Annotated in this window: 18 protein-coding genes; 16 read left to right on the plus strand and 2 right to left on the minus strand. The window is 62.3% G+C overall.

Features of this window, described 5'->3' with window-relative positions:
• Window positions 1–43: 43 nt before the first annotated feature.
• From YH62_RS00210 to lpxB, 9 genes are all read left to right on the plus strand, one after another.
• Window positions 44–793 (plus strand): isoprenyl transferase, encoded by a 750-nt coding sequence (locus YH62_RS00210; protein WP_046792162.1) that lies wholly within the window; start codon window positions 44–46, stop codon window positions 791–793.
• Complete coding sequence (locus tag YH62_RS00215) at window positions 793–1,626, plus strand: phosphatidate cytidylyltransferase (RefSeq protein WP_046792163.1); 834 nt, start codon at window positions 793–795, stop codon at window positions 1,624–1,626. Before YH62_RS00210 ends, YH62_RS00215 begins: the two co-directional genes overlap by 1 nt.
• Before the next feature lie 29 nt (window positions 1,627–1,655).
• A complete protein-coding gene (gene rseP / locus YH62_RS00220; RefSeq protein ID WP_046792951.1) occupies window positions 1,656–2,777 on the plus strand; it encodes an RIP metalloprotease RseP in 1,122 nt (373 codons plus the stop codon).
• A 198-nt stretch (window positions 2,778–2,975) separates the two neighbouring features.
• Complete coding sequence (gene bamA, locus YH62_RS00225) at window positions 2,976–5,312, plus strand: outer membrane protein assembly factor BamA (RefSeq protein WP_046792164.1); 2,337 nt, start codon at window positions 2,976–2,978, stop codon at window positions 5,310–5,312.
• Window positions 5,313–5,363: 51 nt separating this feature from the next.
• Window positions 5,364–6,428 (plus strand): UDP-3-O-(3-hydroxymyristoyl)glucosamine N-acyltransferase, encoded by a 1,065-nt coding sequence (gene lpxD / locus YH62_RS00230; protein WP_046792165.1) that lies wholly within the window; start codon window positions 5,364–5,366, stop codon window positions 6,426–6,428.
• Window positions 6,421–6,888 (plus strand): 3-hydroxyacyl-ACP dehydratase FabZ, encoded by a 468-nt coding sequence (fabZ, locus tag YH62_RS00235; RefSeq protein WP_046792166.1) that lies wholly within the window; start codon window positions 6,421–6,423, stop codon window positions 6,886–6,888. The genes lpxD and fabZ overlap by 8 nt, the downstream gene beginning before the upstream one ends.
• A complete protein-coding gene (lpxA, locus tag YH62_RS00240) occupies window positions 6,885–7,700 on the plus strand; it encodes an acyl-ACP--UDP-N-acetylglucosamine O-acyltransferase (RefSeq protein WP_046792167.1) in 816 nt (271 codons plus the stop codon). The genes fabZ and lpxA overlap by 4 nt, the downstream gene beginning before the upstream one ends.
• A gap of 5 nt (window positions 7,701–7,705) precedes the next feature.
• Window positions 7,706–8,587: a UDP-2,3-diacylglucosamine diphosphatase LpxI gene (gene lpxI, locus YH62_RS00245; RefSeq protein ID WP_046792952.1), complete on the plus strand. Its 882-nt coding sequence runs from the start codon at window positions 7,706–7,708 to the stop codon at window positions 8,585–8,587.
• Window positions 8,587–9,765 (plus strand): lipid-A-disaccharide synthase, encoded by a 1,179-nt coding sequence (gene lpxB, locus YH62_RS00250; RefSeq protein WP_046792168.1) that lies wholly within the window; start codon window positions 8,587–8,589, stop codon window positions 9,763–9,765. Before lpxI ends, lpxB begins: the two co-directional genes overlap by 1 nt.
• A 35-nt stretch (window positions 9,766–9,800) precedes the next feature.
• On the opposite strand, the gene gltA is transcribed toward lpxB, so the two are convergent.
• Entirely contained in the window at window positions 9,801–11,090 is a 1,290-nt protein-coding gene (gene gltA, locus YH62_RS00255; RefSeq protein WP_046792169.1) for a citrate synthase, read from the minus strand.
• A 281-nt stretch (window positions 11,091–11,371) separates the two neighbouring features.
• On the opposite strand from gltA, the gene YH62_RS00260 reads away from it, so the two are divergent.
• Window positions 11,372–13,879: a ComEC/Rec2 family competence protein gene (locus YH62_RS00260; RefSeq protein ID WP_245282022.1), complete on the plus strand. Its 2,508-nt coding sequence runs from the start codon at window positions 11,372–11,374 to the stop codon at window positions 13,877–13,879.
• On the opposite strand, the gene lexA is transcribed toward YH62_RS00260, so the two are convergent.
• Entirely contained in the window at window positions 13,860–14,573 is a 714-nt protein-coding gene (gene lexA, locus YH62_RS00265; protein WP_046792954.1) for a transcriptional repressor LexA, read from the minus strand. The two genes, YH62_RS00260 and lexA, sit on opposite strands and share 20 nt — an antisense overlap.
• Window positions 14,574–14,782: 209 nt before the next feature.
• On the opposite strand from lexA, the gene YH62_RS00270 reads away from it, so the two are divergent.
• The 6 genes from YH62_RS00270 to YH62_RS00295 all read left to right on the plus strand — a co-directional run bounded on the left by YH62_RS00270 (window position 14,783) and on the right by YH62_RS00295 (window position 20,964).
• Window positions 14,783–15,664: a VOC family protein gene (locus YH62_RS00270; RefSeq protein WP_046792170.1), complete on the plus strand. Its 882-nt coding sequence runs from the start codon at window positions 14,783–14,785 to the stop codon at window positions 15,662–15,664.
• 2 nt (window positions 15,665–15,666) lie between these two features.
• Entirely contained in the window at window positions 15,667–16,515 is an 849-nt protein-coding gene (gene kdsA / locus YH62_RS00275) for a 3-deoxy-8-phosphooctulonate synthase (protein ID WP_046792171.1), read from the plus strand.
• A gap of 93 nt (window positions 16,516–16,608) precedes the next feature.
• A complete protein-coding gene (eno, locus tag YH62_RS00280; protein WP_046792172.1) occupies window positions 16,609–17,883 on the plus strand; it encodes a phosphopyruvate hydratase in 1,275 nt (424 codons plus the stop codon).
• Between the two features lie 134 nt (window positions 17,884–18,017).
• The gene (locus YH62_RS00285) at window positions 18,018–18,335 is read left to right on the plus strand and encodes a septum formation initiator family protein (RefSeq protein WP_046792173.1); all 318 of its coding nucleotides are present in this window, start codon (window positions 18,018–18,020) and stop codon (window positions 18,333–18,335) included.
• A 150-nt stretch (window positions 18,336–18,485) separates the two neighbouring features.
• Window positions 18,486–19,556, plus strand: a complete 1,071-nt coding sequence (gene pdhA / locus YH62_RS00290; RefSeq protein WP_046792174.1) for a pyruvate dehydrogenase (acetyl-transferring) E1 component subunit alpha — start codon at window positions 18,486–18,488, stop codon at window positions 19,554–19,556.
• A gap of 19 nt (window positions 19,557–19,575) precedes the next feature.
• Complete coding sequence (locus tag YH62_RS00295) at window positions 19,576–20,964, plus strand: pyruvate dehydrogenase complex E1 component subunit beta (RefSeq protein ID WP_046792175.1); 1,389 nt, start codon at window positions 19,576–19,578, stop codon at window positions 20,962–20,964.
• The last annotated feature ends 7 nt before the right edge of the window (window positions 20,965–20,971 follow it).

The raw sequence follows: 20,971 nt of genomic DNA on the forward strand, positions 1-20,971 counted from the left end.
CGCGTGTTGACCTGCCTTCGCTCGCCGAGGAACTGCTCTGAATATGGCCACTCCTGATCTTCCGATCATACCCGAACACGTCGCCGTCATCATGGATGGAAACGGGCGCTGGGCGAACAAGCGCGGCCTGCCGCGCGCGATCGGTCACAGCAAAGGCGTGGAAGCCGTTCGCGAGACGGTGCGCGCCGCGGGCGAGGCGGGGGTCCGGTATCTGACCCTTTTTGCCTTCTCCTCGGAAAACTGGAGCCGCCCGGAAGACGAGATCAACGATCTCCTCGGTCTTTTGCGCAGGTTCATCCGGCGTGATCTCGCCGAGCTCCACCGGGAGAACGTGCGCATCCGCGTGATCGGCGACAAGCAGAACCTGCGCGGCGATATCCTGCCGCTCCTCCTGGAAGCCGAGGAGACGACCCGCCTGAACACTGGGCTTACGGTCGTCATCGCCTTCAATTACGGGGCGCGCAACGAAATCACGCGGGCGGTCGCCAAGCTTGCCCGCGAGGTCGAGGCTGGCCGCCTGAAGGCCGAAGATATCGACGCGCGGAGCATTGGCGACAATCTCGACACCGCCGGCATTCCGGACCCGGATCTCATCATCCGCACCAGCGGCGAAGAGCGCCTGTCGAACTTCCTGCTTTGGCAGGCCGCCTATTCCGAGCTGGTTTTCCTGCCTGAATACTGGCCGGACTTCAACCGGCAGCTCTTTTTCGATGCGCTGAGGATCTTCGCATCCCGCGACCGGCGATTCGGAGGTCTTTCGGCAAAGACTGCCGCTGCTGCGGTGGTCGGCTGATGGGATCGGAACTCAAGCGCCGGATCGTTTCGGCGATCGCGCTGGCGGCTATCGTCCTGGGCGCAACATGGGCCGGCGGCCTGCCGTTCCGCCTCATCGCAGCGCTGATGGCGCTGCTCATCTATTACGAATGGTCGACGATTACCCGGCTCGACGAATCCGCTTTCCGCGGCAACATGTTCGGCTGGGTGGCCACCATCCTCATCGCGGTCAATATCGCCTTCGGCGAAGCGTCGCTCAACGTTCCACTGCTCGGCGGATTCACGATCACGGCCCTGCTGCTCGTCCCCCTCGGCAGTGCCAACTGGTGGCTGCCGGGCGGCGTTCTCTATGCGGGGCTTTCCGGCGTTTCCCTTGCGGCGATCCGCGGCGCCGACCAATCCGGCTTCGTGGCGACGCTGTTCGTCTTCGCAGTCGTCTGGGCAACCGATATCCTTGCCTATTTCATCGGCCGGGCCTTGAAGGGGCCGAAGCTCGCGCCGAGGATCTCGCCGGGAAAGACCTGGTCGGGAGCTATCGGCGGGGGGGGGTTGGGCGGGGTGGCCGGCTCGGCCGTCGCCCCCCTCGTCTTCTATCGGCTTTCCTTCTGGACGCTGGCGCTTGCGCTGCTCCTGTCGGTTTCCAGCCAGATCGGCGATCTCTTCGAATCGTTCATCAAGCGTCGATTCGGGGTGAAGGATTCAAGCCATCTCATTCCGGGCCACGGCGGGGTCATGGACCGGGTGGATGGCCTCGTTTTCGCCTGTTTCGCGGCCTTTCTTTTAACGCTTGTATATGGGGCTTCGGCAGATCATCCTGATGCGTCGGTGGCAAGCTTCCTTTTCGGGCTCTGACCGGCGCGAATGACGAAACGGACATGGCGATGGCGATTTTCGGACTGATCACTGGCTATATCATCCCCTTCATACTGGTCCTGTCGCTGCTCGTCTTCGTTCACGAGATGGGCCATTACCTGATCGGCCGCTGGTGCGGAATTCGGGTGACGGCGTTTTCCGTCGGCTTCGGGCCGGAGATCGCGGGCTTTACCGACAGGCATGGCACACGCTGGAAGCTCTCGGCCATACCGCTCGGCGGCTATGTGAAATTCTTCGGCGACGATGATGTCGCGAGCCTTCCGGACGCCAGCGGCCTTGCGGGGATGACGGAGGCCGAAAAGGCGAAGACGCTCGCCGGGGCGAAGCTCTGGAAGCGCGCCGCAACGGTGGCCGCCGGGCCGATCGCCAACTTCCTGCTCGCTATCGCCATTTTCGCCGTCCTGTTCGCCACCTATGGAAAGGTCGTGGCCGATCCGGTGGTGGCCGAGGTTCGTTCGGAAAGTGCCGCGGCTTCCGCAGGCGTCGAGCCGGGCGACCGGCTCGTGGCGCTCGACGGGACGCGTATCGACACTTTCGACGACGTTCGCCGCTATGTGAGCGTGCGGCCGGAGACGCCGATCGTCGTGACGGTGGAGCGTAACGGCCGTGAACTGGATCTGCCCATGGTTCCAAAGCGCGAGGAGATCACCGATCAGTTCGGCAACAGGATCGAGCTTGGGATCATCGGCATCGTCACCAATGGGGAGCGCGGCAATTTCCGCGTCCAGACCTTCTCCCCGATGGAAGCGGTTTCCGAAGGGGTGAAGGAAACCGGCCACATCGTCACCGGCACGTTCCGCTATATCGGCAATCTCGTTACCGGCCGGATGAAGGCAGATCAGCTCGGTGGTCCGGTGCGGGTGGCCCAGGCTTCCGGCCAGATGGCGACGCTCGGGGTCGCGGCGGTCATCCAGCTTGCCGCCGTGCTTTCCGTTTCTATCGGCCTTCTCAACCTGATGCCGGTGCCGGTACTTGACGGCGGGCATCTTGTTTTCTACGCAATCGAAGCGGTTCGGGGAAAGCCGCTCGGGGCGGGGGCGCAGGAGATCGCGTTTCGCATCGGAATGGCTATGGTGCTGAGCCTGATGGTCTTTGCAACCTGGAACGACATCAGCAACCTGATCGGGTGAGGGCCTTCATTTTACACAATAAACCCTTTGTTTACCCTGTTTCGAAGAGTTGCGTGGCCATTGGGTCACGCCTTGGAAGGAAGTAAACAGAAATTAACGCGATGCCTTGCTTGTAGAGTAAAAGCAGGTAAAACGACACACGTGGCCGGAGTCGGGTTCCAACCCGCTGAGGACAACGGGAAAAGGTAAGAATTGAAAATGAAGGCTGGTTCAAAGTTTTTGAACGCAGTGTCGGCGTTTGCGCTGTCTGCTGGTGTAATCGCGTCGGGCGCGGGTGTTTTGGTGCTTGCTTCCGCGCCGTCTGCCGAAGCGGCAGTTATTCGCAGTGTCCAGGTTCGGGGCGCGCAGCGCTCCGGCGAGGAGGCGGTCCGTTCCAATCTGACCATTCAGCCGGGCGTCAGCTTCTCGGATGCCGACATCGACGAATCGGTCAAGCGTCTCTACGCGACCGGTTATTTCTCCGATGTCCGAATCAGCGTGTCGGGCAGCGCGCTCGTCGTGACGGTGAGCGAGAATCAGCTCGTCAATCAGGTGGTCTTCAACGGCAACCGCAAGATCAAGGACGACAAGCTGCAGTCGGTCGTCCAGACCCAGGCTCTGGGCCCCTACAGCGAGGCACTGGTCAACGCCGATATCGAGCGCCTGCGTGAAGCCTATTCCGCAACCGGCCGCAGCGATGTCGAGATCACCACCCAGGTGGTTCCGGTCGGCGAAGGCCGCGTCAACATCGCTTTCGTCATCAACGAAGGCGAGCGCACGAAGATTTCCAACATCAACTTCGTCGGTAACCAGGCCTATGGCGACGGTCGTCTCCAGTCGGTCATCACCACGAAGGAATCGGGTCCGCTGTCCTTCCTGACCCGCAAGGACGTCTACAACGAGGACAAGCTGCGCGCCGATGAAGAGGCGCTGCGCCAGTTCTACTACAATCACGGCTATCCGGATTTCCGCATCATCTCCTCCGAGGCCGTTCTCGACGAGTCGACCAACCAGTACAACATCACCTTCACGGTGGAGGAAGGTCCTCGCTACAAATTCGGCGACATCGCGGTGGAATCCACGGTCGATGGCGTGAACTCCGCGGATCTGCAGGGTCTGGTGCGCACTCATGCCGGCGACGTCTACAACGCTCGCGAAATCCAGCGGTCGATGGAAGAGATCTCCCGTCGCGTGGCTGCGGCCGGCTATCCGTTTGCTCGCGTCACGCCGCGCGGCAACCGCAATTTCGATACGCAGACCATCGGCGTTTCCTACCTGGTCGACCAGGGCGAGCGCGCCTATGTCGAGCGCATCGAGATCCGTGGCAACACCCGCACGCGTGATTACGTCATTCGCCGCGAGTTCGACTTCAGCGAAGGCGATGCCTTCAATCAGGAGATGATCTCGCGCGCCAAGCGTCGTCTGGAAGCGCTGGGCTACTTCACGAACGTCAACATTTCCACTTCGGCAGGCTCTTCGCCCGACCGCGTGGTGGTCGTGGTCGACGTCGAGGATCAGCCGACCGGTTCGTTCGGCATCGGCGCCGGTTATTCCGCCGGTGGCGACGGCCTCATCCTCGAAGCCTCGATCGAAGAGAAGAACTTCCTCGGCCGCGGCCAGTTTATCCGTGTCGCCGTGGGCGGCGGTTTCGACAATGCGCGCAGCTACACGCTCTCCTTCACCGAGCCCTATTTCCTCGGTTATCGACTGGCTGCCGGCTTCGACATCTTCAAGAACCAGACTTCGTCGGAAGATTATTACGATTACGACGAGCAGGGCGTGACGCTGCGCGTAACCGCGCCGATCACCGAAGAGCTGGCGACGACGTTCCGCTATACCTACAAGCAGATCAACTACGAGGGTGAAGACGACTGGGATGTCGGCGACAATCTCTCCGAGCCCTACCGTGATCTGATCGAGCACGGCGAGTTCGTCCAGTCGTCCATTTCCCAGACGCTGACCTACAACACGGTCGACAGCACCACGCTGCCGCGCGAAGGCATCTATGCCACGCTGACGCATGAATATGCGGGTCTCGGCGGCGATTCGGAGTTCTACAAGATCACTGGCCGCGCGCGTTACTTCCACATGCTGTCGGATGAATCCGATATCATCGGCTCGCTGGCGGTGGGTGCCGGTCATGTCGTCGGCACGGGTGATTCGCTCAACGTCTTCGATCAGTTCATGATCGGTGGCCGTCAGATCCGTGGTTTCAAGAACGACGGTATCGGCCCGCGTATGCCGAACGGCGATCCGCTCGGCGGCACGACCTACTTCAACGCGTCGGCGGAAGTCTCCTTCCCGATGCCGGGCTTCCCGCAGGACTTCGGTCTGCGCGGCGCGCTCTTCGCTGATGCCGGTTCGCTTTGGGGCAACGAGGTTGCCAATAGCGGCGGTGTGGTCGGTACGGACTCTTCGATCCGTGCATCGGTCGGTGTCGGTGTGACCTGGGCTTCGCCCTTCGGCGCACTCCGCTTCGACTATGCCGTACCGGTCGCGAAGGAAGACTTCGACGAGACCCAGGAATTCCGGTTCAGCATGGCGAACCAGTTCTGATCACGCCCGTCCAGAACTGCGGACAACAACTGTTCTGGAGCTTTAGGCTTGATGGAGAACAATGAATTCTTTCCGCCCCATGGTGGTGTGCGCCTGCGCGAGCTGGCTGCCCATCTTGGGGCAGAACTGCTTGACGATTCGGCAGGAGACCGGCTGATCCACTCGGTGGCGCCGGTCGCGCGCGCGCGGGAAGGGCAGCTCTGCTACATTCTTTCGCGCAAGAGCAAGGACGAACTGGCGACCTGCCGGGCTTCGGCCATTCTCTGTGACGCGGCTTTGCGGTCGGCAATCCCCGAACATATTCCCGTCCTTCTCAGCAAGACCCCGCATACGGTATTCGCCCAAGCGGGAGCGCTGCTGCACCCGATCGCGATGCGCCCGGCGCCGGTCACTTCGCAAGCCGAGGGGATTTCTCCGGCCGCTTTCATCGATCCGACCGCGAAGCTCGAGCCCGGCGTGCATGTGGAGCCGATGGCGGTGATCGGCGCGCGCGCGGAAATCGGCTCGGGCACCCGCATCGGTGCGGGCAGCGTCGTCGGCGCGGATGTGAAGATCGGCCGGGATTGCACGATTGCGGCTGGGGCCAGCATTCTCGCGGCGTTGATCGGCAATGGGGTCATCATCCATAACGGCGCGCGTATCGGCCAGGATGGTTTTGGTTTCGCACCCGGTCCCAGGGGCATGCTGAAGATCGTGCAGGTAGGCCGCGTCATCATTCAGGACAATGTCGAGATCGGCGCGAATACAACCGTCGATCGCGGCGCCATGGACGATACGGTCATCGGCGAAGGTACGAAGATCGACAATCAGGTTCAGATCGCGCATAACGTGCAGATCGGACGCCACTGTGGTATTGCCAGCGGCGCCGGCATCGCCGGCTCCACCAAGATCGGCAATGGCGTGCTTATCGGCGGCGCTTCGGGCATCAATGGTCACATCACTATTGGCGACGGCGTGCAGATCGGAGCCATGAGCGGCGTCGTGGCCGACGTGCCCGCGGGCGCGCGCTATGGTGGTATTCCGGCTCGGCCGATGAAGGATTTCCTTCGCGAGGTGGCGGAAAAGATGGCGCGCTCCGACGAAAGGGCAAAACGCAAAGGAGAAAAGAATGACTGATGAGACCAAGCCGGTCCTCGGCGCGGCCGATATTCAGGAAATCATGAAGCTTTTGCCGCATCGCTATCCGTTTCTGTTGGTCGACAAGATTATCGAGATCGACGGCGACAATTCCGCGATCGGCATCAAGAACGTGACGGCAAGCGAACCGCATTTCACCGGACATTTCCCGGAACGTCCGATCATGCCGGGTGTTCTTCTCGTGGAAGGCATGGCGCAGACCGCCGGCGCCATCTGCGCGCGCAAGGAAGGCGAGTGTGGAAACCTGGTCTATTTCATGACCATCGACAACGCCCGTTTCCGCAAACCCGTCGTGCCCGGAGACCGTGTCGAATATCATGTGAAGAAGCAGAAGCAGCGGGGCAATATCTGGAAGTTCCACTGTGACGCCAAGGTGGATGGCGCCCTGGTTGCGGAAGCGGATATAGGCGCGATGATCGTGCGTAAGGACGCAGAATGAGCAAGATCGCTGCCAGCGCTCGCATTCACCCGCTTGCCTTGGTCGAGGACGGCGCCGTCATTGGCGAGAACGTCGTGGTCGGCCCTTTCTCGCAGGTCGGCCCGCGCGTCGTGCTGAAGGACGGAGTGGAGCTGATCTCCCATGCGGTGGTGACCGGCAATACGGAGATCGGCCGTAATTGCCGTATCTTTCCGATGGCGGTGATCGGCGGCGTTTCCCAGAGCCTTCACGAAGCGGGCGAGGATTCGTCCCTGACGGTCGGCGACAACTGCACCATGCGCGAAGGCGTGACGATGAATTGCGGCACGGTTGGCGGCGGCGGCAAGACGGTGGTCGGCAGCGATTGCCTGTTCCTCGCCAATTCACACGTTGCGCACGACTGCCAGCTCGGCAGCGGCATCATCATGTCGAACAATGTCATGCTTGCCGGCCATGTGCATGTCGGAGACCGCGCCATTCTCGGCGGCGGCTGCGCGGTGCACCAGTTCACCCGTGTCGGGCGACAGGCCTTCATCGGCGGGCTGTCTGCCGTGAATTACGATGTCATTCCTTACGGCATGCTCAACGGAAATCCGGGCATTCTCGGCGGCCTTAACGTGGTCGGCATGACGCGCGCCGGTGTCGAGCGCGCCACGATCCATCGGGTGCGCCGCGCCTTCAAGCAGATATTCGAGGGTGAGGGCAATATCCGCGTCAACGCGGCTGCGATCCGGGACGAGTACCAGGATTGCCCGGAAGTGATGGAAATCCTCGATTTCATCGCTGCAGACAGCGACCGCGCGCTTTCGTCGCCCTATCGCGGCAAGGGCTGATGCCCATGGCCGCGCCTGCGAGCCTGGCGGCAAAAGGCCGGCTGGCCATCATCGCGGGAAACGGTCTCCTGCCCGTGCATCTGGCGGAGGCCGCGCGGGCGGCGGGGGAAGATCCGTTCATCATTCTTCTCAGGCATGAAACCGATCAGCGTTTCGAGGGGTTCGAGACGACGACCATGGCGATTGCCGACATTGCCGGATTCAATCGAATTCTCCGCCAGCGCGGCATTGACCGGGTCGTGCTTTCCGGCGGGGTGACGCGCCGGCCGGACTGGCGCGACGTTCGGCCGAACTGGAAGATGCTGCGCAAATTGCCGGCATTGTTCCGTACTCTGGTTTCGGGCGGCGACGATGCCTTGTTGCAGATGACGATCGGCATACTCGAAGCTCAGGGATGCCGCGTCATCGGCGCCCACGAGATCGCTCCGAACCTTCTTGCCAGGACCGGTCCGCTCGGCAGGCAGGTGCCTTCCGAGGAGGATCGCCGCGATATCGAAGCCGCCGCGGCGGCGGCCCGCCGGTTGGGCGAACTCGATATCGGGCAGGGAGCTGTCAGCGTCGGCGGCCGCGTCGTCGCGCTCGAGGGCGTGGAAGGCACGGACCGGATGCTGGAGCGCGTCGCCGGGTTGAGAGCCGAAGGGCGGATTTCCAGCCGCCGCAAGGGCGTGGTCGTGAAGCTCTGCAAGCCTCAGCAGGATGTTCGCGCCGATCTGCCGTCCATCGGGCCTTCGACGGTTCGCACCGCAGCCGCGGCCGGGCTCGCAGGCATAGTCGTCGAGGCGGGCCGCGCCCTGGTGCTGGAGGAGGCTGCGCTGATCGCGGCGGCCGATGAAGCCGGGCTTTTCGTCTGCGGTATCGATCCCGGCCTGGCCGGTGGAGGTTTGTGATGGCGGATACGCTGAAAGTCGCTGTCGTCGCCGGTGAGGTGTCCGGCGATCTGCTGGGCGGCAACCTGATTGCGGCATTGAAGGCGGCCCACGGCGGACCGGTCGAACTCGTCGGCGTCGGAGGCGAGGCGTTGGAGGCGCAAGGCCTGCGCTCGCTCTTCGATTTTTCCGAGCTTTCCATCATGGGGCTGACGCAGGTTCTGTCGCGCCTGCCGGGCCTGGTCAGGCGCATCAGCCAGACGGCCGCGGCCATTATCGCCGCAAGGCCCGATGTTCTCGTCATCATCGACAGCCCGGATTTCACCCATCGGGTCGCCAAGAAGGTGCGTGCAGCACTGCCCGACCTTCCCATCGTCGATTACGTCTGCCCGAGCGTATGGGCGTGGAAGGAATACCGCGCCAAGGCGATGCTCGAATATGTCGATCATGTGCTTGCGGTTCTGCCCTTCGAACCGGAAGCGATGCGGCGTCTCGGTGGCCCGGAAACGAGCTTTGTCGGCCATAGGCTGACGGACGAACCGGAACTCGTGAAGGTTCGCGGTCTTCGCGCCGCGCGCCCCGTAAAGGGGAAGGGCGAGCAGCGCACTATTCTCCTGCTGCCCGGCTCCCGTTCCGCCGAGATCAAGGCGCTTCTGCCGGTCTTCTGCGAGGCTGCGCGGGAATTCGAGATGCGTAATGGCCCCACCCGTTTCCTCTTGCCGACGGTTGCGCGCCAGGAGAAGCTGGTGCGCGAGATCGTCGGCTCACTTCCGGTGAAGCCGGAGATCGTGACGGGCGAGGAGGGCAAGTGGACCGCCTTTGCGGAAGCCGATGCGGCTATCGCCGCTTCCGGTACGGTCATCCTGGAGCTGGGGCTCGCCACGGTTCCGGTTGTTTCCGCCTATAGGTCCGACTGGCTGATCACGATGCTGCACAAGCGGATCAAGATCTGGTCGGCGGCGCTGCCGAACCTCATCGCCGATTATCCTATCGTGCCGGAATATTTCAACCAGGTGGTGCGCGCCGGCAGCCTTTGTCGTTGGGCGGAGCGGCTTTCCGCCGACACCGCTCAGCGTCGCGCCATGCTGGAGGGCTTCGACCTCGTCTGGCAAAGGCTGCAGGTGCCGGTGCCTTCGGGCGAGGCGGCGGCAGGCATCGTTATGCAGGTCCTGGAAAACAGGAAGCCCGGTCATCGCTGACCGGGCTTCTTTGTTTTTGCAGGCTTGAAGCGTGATTAGCGCTTGGAGATCGGCAGATAATCGCGCTTCGGCTCGCCGGTATAGAGCTGGCGCGGACGGCCGATGCGCTGCTGCGGATCTTCGATCATTTCGGCCCACTGGGCGATCCAGCCGACCGTGCGGGCGAGCGCGAACAGCACCGTGAACATGGTGGTGGGGAAGCCCATCGCCTTCAGTGTGATGCCGGAATAGAAGTCGATGTTCGGATAGAGCTTCTTCTCGATGAAGTATTCGTCGGTGAGCGCGATGCGCTCCAGCTCCATGGCGACCTGCAGCAGCGGGTCGTCCTTATGGCCGAGCTCGCCGAGCACCTCATGCGTGGTCTTCTGCATGATCTTGGCGCGTGGGTCGTAGTTCTTGTAGACCCGGTGGCCGAAGCCCATGAGGCGGAACGGATCGTTCTTGTCCTTGGCACGGGCGATGTATTCCGGAATGCGGTCGACGGTGCCGATCTCGGTCAGCATGTTGAGCGCCGCTTCATTGGCGCCGCCGTGAGCCGGACCCCAGAGGCAGGCGATGCCGGCCGCGATACAGGCAAACGGGTTGGCGCCCGAAGAGCCGGCGAGGCGGACGGTCGAGGTCGACGCGTTCTGCTCATGGTCGGCATGAAGGATGAAGATGCGGTCCATGGCGCGTGCGAGCACCGGATTCACCACATATTCCTCGCAAGGGACGGCGAAGCACATGTGCAGGAAGTTCGAGGCGTAGTCGAGATCGTTCTTCGGATAAACGAAGGGCTGGCCGATATGGTACTTGTAGGCCATGGCGGCGAGCGTCGGCATCTTTGCGATCATGCGCAGCGAGGCGACCATGCGCTGGTGCGGATCGGTGATATCCGTGGAGTCGTGATAGAAGGCCGAAAGCGCGCCGACCACGCCGCACATGACGGCCATCGGATGGGCATCGCGGCGGAAGCCGGTGAAGAAACGGCTCATCTGCTCGTGCACCATGGTGTGGTGCGTGACGCGGTAATCGAAGTCCTTCTTCTGTGCGGCGGTGGGCAGTTCGCCGTAGAGCAGCAGATAGCAGGTCTCCAGGAAGTCGCCATGCTCGGCGAGCTGCTCGATCGGATAGCCGCGATGCAGAAGGATGCCTGCGTCACCATCGATATAGGTGATCTTGGATTCGCAAGACGCCGTCGAGGTGAAGCCCGGATCATAGGTGAATGCGCCGGTGTTCTTGTAGAGGGCACCGATATCGATGACGTCCGGACCGATCGAACCCGATCGTACCGGCAGCTCCACTTTCTTATCACCCAAGGCGAGGTTTGCGCTTTTATCCGTCATGCTGATCCTCCAACTTTCTGGCGGCATGGCGCCCTAAAAGCGCCATAAGGGTTAAGCGTCACGAGTTTAGCTATATGATCCGAGGGCGGATGCCAAGCTATCCTGACGGGAAATTGTGCAGCGCGAAATCATATTAGGCACAGGCCCGGCACCTGGAAGTTGCAAGGCGGCCGGCCCGGCAAAAGCCCGCAAAACATGGGTTTGCATCTGCAGTTGACGGTTGCGCCGTGCTGCCGCACTCTGCACTTAGGGCTTGTATTTCGGGTGGTGCGGGGGTGCCGGTGGAAAAGGAGGTTCCGGATATCGCGGAGGCGGCGAAGCCACGCCTGCCGCACGCCGAACCTCCGGTAGAACAGGACATCTTTTTGCCTGCTTTTTCGGCACATCCGCAAGGCGCGGTGGTTCCGTCCGGCATCCGGCGGCCGACCAGGATCAACCGTGGGTTTGCCGCGTGGGCCGCGGAAGGCCTTCACCGCCTCCGGCACCTCGTTCCCGCGATGATCCGCGAAGAAGCGGCGCATGGTCACGGATTTTTGTTCGTGCCCATTGCGATCGGAGCAGGGGCCGCTTTCTGGTTCTGCCTGCCGAAGGATCCTCTCTTATCGCCACTCGCCCTTGCATTCGTCTTTTTCGCGGCTGTCGCGCTTGCGACCCGCTATCGCCCGAGCCCCTGGAGCATTGCTTCGCTTGCGCTTGCGCTCTTCCTTGGCGGAATGATGCTTGCGCAGTTCGAGACCTGGCGCCGCTCGACCGTCATCCTCGACTCGCCGGTGACCACCATGATCACAGGCCGCGTGGAGCGCCTGGAGCCGGACGGGCAGGGCCGGTGGCGCTATATCGTCCGCCTCGCCGCGACGGCGGACCCCGTGCTGCGTCGCCCTCCGGAGAAGGTGTCGCTGCTTGCCCGCAGCCGCCATGAACCAATCGCAAGCGGGGAGACAATCACCGGCAGGGCGCGGCTCTCGCCGCCCTCCGGGCCGGCTTTGCCCGGCCTCGTGGATTTCGCTTTTTCCGCCTATTTCGACGATATTGGCGCGGTGGGCTTCTTTTACGGCGCGCCGAAGCGGGCGGAGCCAGCCGGACAGGATGATGCCCCTTGGCTGGACGAGATGGAGCGGAAGCTCTTCGATCTGCGCAGCATGATCGCCTCGCGCATCCGTGCGGTCGTTCCCGGCGATGCGGGTGCCTTTGCCGCCGCGATCGTCACGGACGAGAGGCGGGCGATCTCGAAGGAGACGACGGAGGCGCTTCGGGTTTTGGGCCTCGCCCACATCGTTGCGATCTCCGGGCTCAACATGGCGCTTGCCGCGGGCATCTTCTTCGTCGGCGTGCGGATGGTGCTGGGGCTTTTCATGGGCTTCGCGCAAGCCTGGCCGGTGAAGAAGATCGCGGCCTTCGGCGCGCTTCTCATGGCGACGGCCTATTACCTGATCTCCGGCTTCGCGGTTTCGGCGGAACGCGCCTATCTGATGATGGCCGTCATGCTGGTTGCCGTCCTTTTCGACCGCGCTGCGATCAGCCTGCGCAATGTGGCGCTTTCCGCGCTCGTCATCATCGCGATCTCGCCCTCCGAGATCATGGGGCCGAGCTTCCAGATGTCGTTTTCGGCGACGGTCGCGCTGGTGGCCGGCTATGCGCTCTGGAAACGCCGCGCCGCAGGGCGCGAACCGGAAATATTCCCGTTGCGTCACCGTGCGGTGACGCCCTTGCTGACGGGCTGGAACTTCATCGCTGGGATATTCGCGACCTCGCTCATCGGAGGGCTCTCCACGGCGATCTATTCCATCGAGCATTTTCACCGGATCGCCACCTATGGACTGGCGGCCAATCTCGCTGCAATGCCGATCATCTCCTTCCTTGTCATGCCGATGGGGCTGATCGGCATGCTCTTGATGCCATTCGGTCTGGAGGAGTTTTTCCTGAAACTCATGGGGTTGGGATTGGAGGCAGTGATCGCGGTCGCCAGGCATGTGGCGTCCTGGGGTGGCGATATCGGGGCCGGGCGCCAGCATCCCTGGTTTATGCCCGTCGCGACCATCGGCTTTCTGTTCCTGACGCTGCTCAGAACCAGGCTGCGGCTGATGGGGCTACCCATATTCGCTGCGGCCGTCCTTCTCTCGGTGCTCGGGCGGCCGGCCGCTCCCCCCGACCTGCTGATTGCCGAGGACGGGACGATGGCCGCGTTGACCGAAGCGGGAAGGACGGCGACGAACCGCACCCGGCCGCCGAGCTTCATCTTCTCGCAATGGCATCGCGCCCTGCTTCTGGAACCTCCGGAAAGCCCCGCCCTGTCCCTGATTGGTGACAAGGCCGCAACGCCATCCGCGGAAGCCGCGAAGCGCCGCGACTTAACTCCCGAGGAAGTGGCGAGCGCGCGTGAGAGGTTGCGAAACGCGCTTGTATCGGCAAGTGCGGCCCGTTTCACCTGCGAGCCGAAAGCCTGGTGTGCCGCGAAGACCTCGCAAGCCGCCGGCATCGTGATGGTGGAGGACTGGCGATTGACGGGCGTGGCCTGCGATGTCGCGGCCATCGTCATAGCGCCGCGCGCAAGGTTCGATCATTGCCGTTCCGGCGCGCTTCTCTTCAACGGCAAGACCCTGCGACGGACCGGAGCATTGGAAATAGAATTCAACGGCAGCGGCGATCCCTCGCTATGGAGTTTTCGCGCCGCCATGGACGGAAAAAACCGCCCGTGGAGCCGTCATCGACACTACGATTGGAGAAGCGGCGATTATGACGCCGCGCTGCCGGAACCGCTCGCGAAACTTATCAGTGGTAGCGGCGGATGAGGCCGACCAGCTTGCCCTGGATCTTGACGCGGTCCGGTCCGAAAATGCGCGTCTCGTAAGCCGGATTGGCCGCTTCGAGCGCGATGGAGGCACCGCGCCGGCGGAAGCGCTTCAGGGTCGCTTCCTCGTCATCCACCAGGGCGACGACGATGTCACCCGGATGAGCCGTATTGGCATTGCGGATGATGACCGTATCGCCGTCCAGAATGCCGGCCTCGATCATCGAATCACCCTTGACCTCGAGGGCATAATGCTCGCCCGCGCCCAGCATTTCGTAGGGCACTGTGATATCGTGGGTATTATTCTGGATCGCCGAAATCGGAACGCCTGCGGCGATACGGCCCATCACCGGCACCGAAGCGGAATTGGACTGCTCCTCGGCGGCCTTCGGAGGCGCGGGGGCAGGCTTCGGCTTGCCGAGGCTGCCTTCGATGACGCTCGGTGAAAAGCCCCGTCGCGGCTGCAGGCTCGGCGTGTAGGCTTCCGGAAGCTTGATGACCTCCAGAGCGCGGGCGCGGTTGGGCAGGCGGCGGATGAAGCCTCTTTCCTCCAGCGCGGTAATCAGCCGGTGGATGCCCGATTTGGAGGCCAGATCGAGTGCGTCCTTCATTTCGTCGAAGGACGGCGGGACGCCGGATTCCTTCATGCGTTCATGGATGAACAGAAGCAATTCCTGCTGTTTGCGCGTGAGCATGGCGGCGAACCCTTGAATCGGAAACAAATCCAGAACGGACACTATATGTTCCATATGTGTTCCGCAAGTCCCTAAATTTCCGTGAAAGTCTCATGAATTTCGTTGAGGCGAACGGCGACGAGACGCCTCGTCTGGCCGTTGTGCGCAGGCGCACCATATATTCTAAAATATTCTAACGTCTGTTCCATCCGCCTGTTTCCGGAGTCGCCGTGAATTCCCCAAGACCGATCGACCATCTCGTCCTGCCGGTATCGAATCTCGCGGCCGCCAGAAGCCGCCTTTCCGAACTCGGCTTCACCGTCGCGCCGGATGCCGATCATCCATTCGGCACCCGCAATGCCTGTGTTTTCCTTCCCGACGGCAGCTATCTGGAGCCGCTTGGGGTCGCCAATCGCCGTCAGGCATCGGGCACGGCGAAGCGCGGCAATGTCTTTACCGCGCATGATCTCGAATTCCGCGGCGGCGGGCATCGCGAGGGTCTGTCCGCGCTCGTCGTTGCATCCACGGACGCGGCTGCGGACGAAGCGCGGTTTCGCCGGCATGGCATTTCCAGAGGCGAGATGCTGCATTTCTCCCGCCCGGTGACATTGCCGGATGGCTCGGTGTCTGAAGCGAGCTTTCGCCTGGCTTTCGCGGCGGACGAGCGCGCGCCGGATTTCCTGCTGTTCGCCGCCGAGAGGGTCAATCCCTTGCCCGCCAACCGGGGCGATCTGGAGCGGCATGCGAACCATGTCCTGGGGTTCAGCGAAATCGTCCTCTCCGCGCCGGCGCCTTCGGATTTTGCAGCCATGCTGGAGACGGTTATGGAGACGCAAGCGGAAGCGGAGGCCGAATCGGGGGCAGTTCGCATCCAGGCGTCGAATTGCGCGGTCCGCATCGCGCCGGATGGCGAACTCGAGCCCGAATTCGCGCTCGCACCGGATGACGCCCCTTCCGGCCTTCACGGCCGCGCCATAATTTTCCGGGTTGCCGATCTTGCCGTGACAGAGATCACCCTTGCTGCTAATGACGTCGCGTTCATTCGCAAGGCGGGCCGCGTTCTGGTCGCCGCGGCGCCCGGCCAGGGCGTATTGTTCGGTTTCGAGGAGTGATAATGGAAGTCTCCGCCAATACTGAGGTCTTCGCCGGTGAAGGCGAGGGGCGCGTCCTGTTTTCGCAGAAGTCGCGGCTGTCGCTGATCGCCGGTCCCTGCCAGATGGAGAGCCGCGATCATGCCTTCATGATGGCGGGCGCGCTGAAGGAGCTTTGCGCCAAGCTCGGCATCGGCCTCGTCTACAAATCCTCCTTCGACAAGGCGAACCGCACCTCCCTTTCGGGCAAGCGCGGTATCGGGCTCGAAAAGTCCATGGAAATATTCGCCGATCTCAAGAAGGAATACGGCTTTCCGGTTCTGACGGACATCCATTCCGAGGAACAGTGCGAGATCGTCGCAAAGACCGTCGATATACTGCAAATCCCCGCCTTCCTGTCGCGCCAGACGGACCTTCTGATCGCCGCCGCCAAGACCGGCCGCGTCATCAACGTGAAGAAGGGGCAGTTCCTGGCGCCCTGGGACATGAAGAACGTGCTGGCCAAGTTCACCCAGAGCGGCAATCCCAACGTGCTGCTCTGCGAGCGCGGGGCCTCCTTCGGCTATAATACGCTGGTCTCCGACATGCGCTCGCTGCCGATCATGGCCTCGCTCGGTGCACCCGTCATATTCGACGCCACCCATTCCGTGCAGCAGCCGGGCGGGCAGGGCGGTTCCACCGGCGGACAGCGCGAGTTCGTGGAAACGCTGGCGCGGGCGGCCGTGGCCGTCGGCGTCGCCGGCGTCTTCATCGAGACCCATGAGGACCCGGACAATGCGCCGTCCGATGGCCCGAACATGGTTCACCTGAAGGATATGCCGCGGCTTCTCGAAAAGCTGCTCGCCTTCGACGCGGTGGCCAAGGCGGCATAAAAGCGCCCGCCGGCTCCGCATTGTAATTTTCATGTCATCGACTATGAGACATGGTCAGTGACCCCAATGGACGTCAACTCGAGGGAGAGACCTTTGACCGCCATCACCGATATCATCGCCCGTGAAATCCTCGACAGCCGCGGCAATCCCACCGTCGAGGTGGATGTCTATCTGGAAGACGGCTCCATGGGCCGTGCCGCGGTTCCCTCCGGCGCGTCCACCGGCGCGCATGAGGCGGTCGAGCTGCGTGACGGCGGTAAGCGCTATCACGGCAAGGGCGTCGAAAAGGCGGTCGAGGCGGTCAATACCGAGATCTTCGATGCGATCGGCGGCTTCGATGCCGAGAGCCAGATCCATGTCGACAAGACGATGATCGCGCTGGACGGCACCCCGAACAAGTCGCGCCTCGGCGCCAATGCCATCCTCGGCGTTTCGCTCGCCGTCGCCAAGGCCGCCGCCGAAACCTCCGGCCTGCCGCTCTACCGCTATGTCGGCGGCCCGAACGCGCATGTTCTGCCCGTTCCGATGATGAACATCATCAACGGCGGCGCCCATGCCGACAATCCGATCGATTTCCAGGAATTCATGATCATGCCGGTCGGCGCCGATACGCTGCGCGATGCCGTCCGCATGGGGTCTGAAATCTTCCACGTGCTCAAGAAGGAGCTGCATGCCGGCGGCCACAACACCAATGTCGGCGATGAGGGCGGCTTCGCACCGAACCTCAAGAGCGCGCCGGAAGCGCTCGACTTCATCATGAAGTCGATCGAGAAGGCCGGTTACCGCCCGGGCGAGGACGTCTATCTCGCTCTCGACTGCGCTTCGACGGAGTTCTTCAAGGACGGCAAATACGCCATGGAAGGCGAGGGCCGCACGCTGGAATCCGGCGCCATGGCTGACTACCTCGCGGAACTGGTCGCCAAGTACCCGATCATCTCGATCGAGGACGGCATGGCCGAGGACGATTGGGACGGCTGGAAGGCGCTGACCGACAAGGTCGGTTCGAAGTGCCAGCTCGTCGGCGACGACCTGTTCGTCACCAATTCGGCGCGCCTGCGCGACGGCATCCGCATGGGTGTCGCCAACTCCATTCTCGTCAAGGTCAACCAGATCGGCTCGCTCACCGAGACGCTGGACGCCGTGGAGACCGCCCATAAGGCGAGCTACACCGCCGTCATGTCCCACCGTTCCGGCGAAACCGAAGATGCGACGATCGCCGATCTCGCGGTTGCCACCAACTGCGGTCAGATCAAGACCGGTTCGCTGTCGCGCTCCGATCGCATGGCCAAGTACAACCAGCTCATCCGCATCGAGGAAATGCTGGGCCCGCAGGCCGTCTATGCCGGCCGGAGTGTTCTTCGCGGCTGATCTTGGCTGTCATTCCTGAACTGGAAAGCCCGCGCGTGCCAAGCGCGGGCTTTCGCATTTCATCGTGGTCAACGATTGCTTAAGCAAGTTCTGCGAATTTGAAACCTCGTAATGCGTGACGAGGTTGGCAAGGCATGTGGACCAGGCATCATAAGCAGAGAAAATTCGGTCGTTTCGTACTTCCCGCCATAACTGTCGCCTTCCTTTCCTATTTCGGCTATCATTCCATTCACGGCGATCTGGGTCTGATCGCGACCGATGAGTTCGAGCGCCAGCGGGTGGCCCGCGCCGCCGAACTTTCCAAGCTCACCGAACGGCGCGAGGCGCTCGAGCGCCAGGTTCAGCTTTTGAGCGACGGATCGCTGGAAAAGGACATGCTGGACGAGACTGCCCGCTATCAGCTCAACGTCTCGCGGGGCGACGAGATCGTCATCTTCAACGATTATTTCTGATTAACCGGAATTCGGTTAATCGGATATTTCCGTTTATTTTCAACGACTTGTGCGGAATGCTAGCCATGCATTTATAGCATTGCTGGGGTCGCCTTTCTTCCCTATGCTGCGCGCCGAACGAACCTAGTGCAGCACGCAAGGGAGGGATGAATGGCGCCGAGCAAAAACGCGTCTGTATCCGGCCGCAGATCCGCGGCGAAGTCTGCTACCAAGACGACCTCGAAATCCGCTCCGAAGGAATTCACCGGCAAGAACACGCCGGATTTCGGCAAGGACGAGGATCTTCACGCTTATCGCGAGATGCTTCTGATCCGCCGTTTTGAAGAGAAGGCCGGCCAGCTTTACGGCATGGGCTTCATCGGTGGCTTCTGTCATCTCTACATCGGGCAGGAAGCCGTCGTCGTCGGCATGCAGATGGCGCAGAAGGATGGTGATCAGGTCATCACCGCCTATCGCGACCACGGTCACATGCTGGCGACCGGCATGGAGGCTCGCGGCGTCATGGCCGAGCTTACCGGGCGTCGGGGCGGCTATTCCAAGGGGAAGGGCGGCTCGATGCACATGTTCTCCAAGGAAAAGAATTTCTACGGCGGCCACGGCATCGTCGGCGCCCAGGTCTCGCTCGGCACCGGTCTTGCCTTTGCCAACAAGTATCGTGGCAATGATGCCGTCTCCGTCGCCTATTTCGGCGATGGCGCGGCCAACCAGGGCCAGGTCTACGAGAGCTTCAACATGGCGGCGCTCTGGAAGCTGCCGATCGTCTATATCGTCGAGAACAACCGTTATGCGATGGGCACCTCGACGGCTCGCGCCACGGCTCAGTCCAATTATTCGCTGCGCGGCTCCGGCTTCGGCATTCCCGGCATCCAGGTCGACGGCATGGACGTTCGCGCCGTGAAGGCCGCGGGCGATGAAGCTCTCGAACACTGCCGTTCGGGCAAGGGCCCGATCATCCTCGAAATGCTCACCTATCGCTATCGCGGCCACTCCATGTCCGACCCGGCGAAGTATCGCTCCAAGGATGAAGTGCAGAAGATGCGCTCGGAAAACGATCCCATCGAGAAGGTCAAGAACCGCTTGATCGAAAACGGCTGGGCCAGCGAGGACGAGCTGAAGACGATCGACAAGGATATCCGCGACATCGTTTCGGACTCCGCCGATTTCGCACAGAACGATCCGGAGCCGGATGTATCCGAGCTCTATACCGACATTCTGCTTTGATCGCGGGGAGGGAACTATAATGCCGATCGATATTCTTATGCCCGCCCTTTCCCCGACCATGGAGGAAGGCACACTCAGCAAATGGCTGAAGAACGAGGGTGACAAGGTCACCTCCGGCGACGTGATCGCCGAAATCGAGACCGACAAGGCGACCATGGAAGTGGAAGCCGTGGACGAAGGCGTGATCGGCAAGCTGCTGGTTCCGGCCGGCACCGAGAACGTCAAGGTCAACACCAAGATCGCCGTTCTGCTCGCCGAGGGCGAGAGCGCCGACAGCATCGATGTCGCTGCCGAGGCTCCCAAGCCGGAGGCTCCCGCCGTTCCGCAGGAGGAAAAGCCGACCGAGACCGGCTCAGCCGCCGCTCCGGTGCCAGCTCAGCCGAAGGTCGAGACCGCCTCCGATCCGGATATCCCGGCCGGCACCGAGATGGTGACGATGACCGTGCGCGAAGCGTTGCGCGACGCCATGGCGGAAGAAATGCGCCGCGACGAAGACGTCTTCATCATGGGTGAGGAAGTCGCCGAATACCAGGGCGCCTACAAGATCACTCAAGGCCTGCTGCAGGAATTCGGCCCGCGCCGCGTCGTCGACACGCCGATCACCGAGCACGGCTTTGCCGGCGTCGGCGTTGGTGCGGCCATGGCCGGCCTGAAGCCGATCGTCGAATTCATGACCTTCAACTTCGCCATGCAGGCGATCGACCAGATCGTCAACTCCGCCGCCAAGACGCTCTACATGTCCGGCGGCCAGATGGGCGCTCCGATCGTGTTCCGCGGCCCGAACGGTGCTGCTGCCCGCGTCGGCGCCCAGCACAGCCAGGATTACGGCGCCTGGTACAGCCACATCCCCGGCCTCAAGGTCGTCCAGCCCTATACGGCGGCCGATGCGAAGGGTCTTCTGAAGGCTGCCATCCGCGATCCGAACCCGGTCATCTTCCTGGAAAACGAAATCCTCTACGGTCACTCCTTCGAGGTGCCGAAGCTCGATGATTTCGTGCTGCCGATCGGCAAGGCCCGTATCCACAAGCAGGGTAAGGACGCCACGGTTGTTTCCTGGGGCATCGGCATGACCTATGCCACCAAGGCGGTCGACGAGCTTTCCAAGGAAGGCATCGATGTCGAGCTGATCGATCTGCGCACCCTGCGTCCGATGGACCTGCCGACCGTCATCGAGTCGGTCAAGAAGACCGGCCGCCTCGTCACCGTCGAGGAAGGCTTCCCGCAGTCGTCGGTCGGCACCGAAATCGCCACCCGCGTCATGCAGCAGGCATTCGACTATCTCGATGCGCCGATCCTGACGATCGCCGGCAAGGACGTTCCGATGCCCTATGCCGCGAACCTCGAGAAGCTGGCGCTGCCGAATGTCGGCGAAGTCGTCCAGGCAGTCAAAACCGTCTGCTACAAGTAAGGGGAGG

This window comes from Rhizobium sp. LC145, from assembly GCF_001005825.1.
Lineage (GTDB): Bacteria > Pseudomonadota > Alphaproteobacteria > Rhizobiales > Rhizobiaceae > Neorhizobium.

Coding starts and splice junctions, on each gene's coding strand:
- lpxD (WP_046792165.1), top strand. CDS start 5,364: ATGGAGAACAATGAATTCTTTCCGCCCCATGGTGGTGTGCGCCTGCGC.
- lpxA (WP_046792167.1), top strand. CDS start 6,885: ATGAGCAAGATCGCTGCCAGCGCTCGCATTCACCCGCTTGCCTTGGTC.
- YH62_RS00295 (WP_046792175.1), top strand. CDS start 19,576: ATGCCGATCGATATTCTTATGCCCGCCCTTTCCCCGACCATGGAGGAA.
- kdsA (WP_046792171.1), top strand. CDS start 15,667: ATGGAAGTCTCCGCCAATACTGAGGTCTTCGCCGGTGAAGGCGAGGGG.
- fabZ (WP_046792166.1), top strand. CDS start 6,421: ATGACTGATGAGACCAAGCCGGTCCTCGGCGCGGCCGATATTCAGGAA.
- rseP (WP_046792951.1), top strand. CDS start 1,656: ATGGCGATTTTCGGACTGATCACTGGCTATATCATCCCCTTCATACTG.
- YH62_RS00215 (WP_046792163.1), top strand. CDS start 793: ATGGGATCGGAACTCAAGCGCCGGATCGTTTCGGCGATCGCGCTGGCG.
- lpxB (WP_046792168.1), top strand. CDS start 8,587: ATGGCGGATACGCTGAAAGTCGCTGTCGTCGCCGGTGAGGTGTCCGGC.
- pdhA (WP_046792174.1), top strand. CDS start 18,486: ATGGCGCCGAGCAAAAACGCGTCTGTATCCGGCCGCAGATCCGCGGCG.
- YH62_RS00285 (WP_046792173.1), top strand. CDS start 18,018: ATGTGGACCAGGCATCATAAGCAGAGAAAATTCGGTCGTTTCGTACTT.
- lpxI (WP_046792952.1), top strand. CDS start 7,706: ATGGCCGCGCCTGCGAGCCTGGCGGCAAAAGGCCGGCTGGCCATCATC.
- lexA (WP_046792954.1), bottom strand. CDS start 14,573: ATGCTCACGCGCAAACAGCAGGAATTGCTTCTGTTCATCCATGAACGC.
- bamA (WP_046792164.1), top strand. CDS start 2,976: ATGAAGGCTGGTTCAAAGTTTTTGAACGCAGTGTCGGCGTTTGCGCTG.
- gltA (WP_046792169.1), bottom strand. CDS start 11,090: ATGACGGATAAAAGCGCAAACCTCGCCTTGGGTGATAAGAAAGTGGAG.
- YH62_RS00210 (WP_046792162.1), top strand. CDS start 44: ATGGCCACTCCTGATCTTCCGATCATACCCGAACACGTCGCCGTCATC.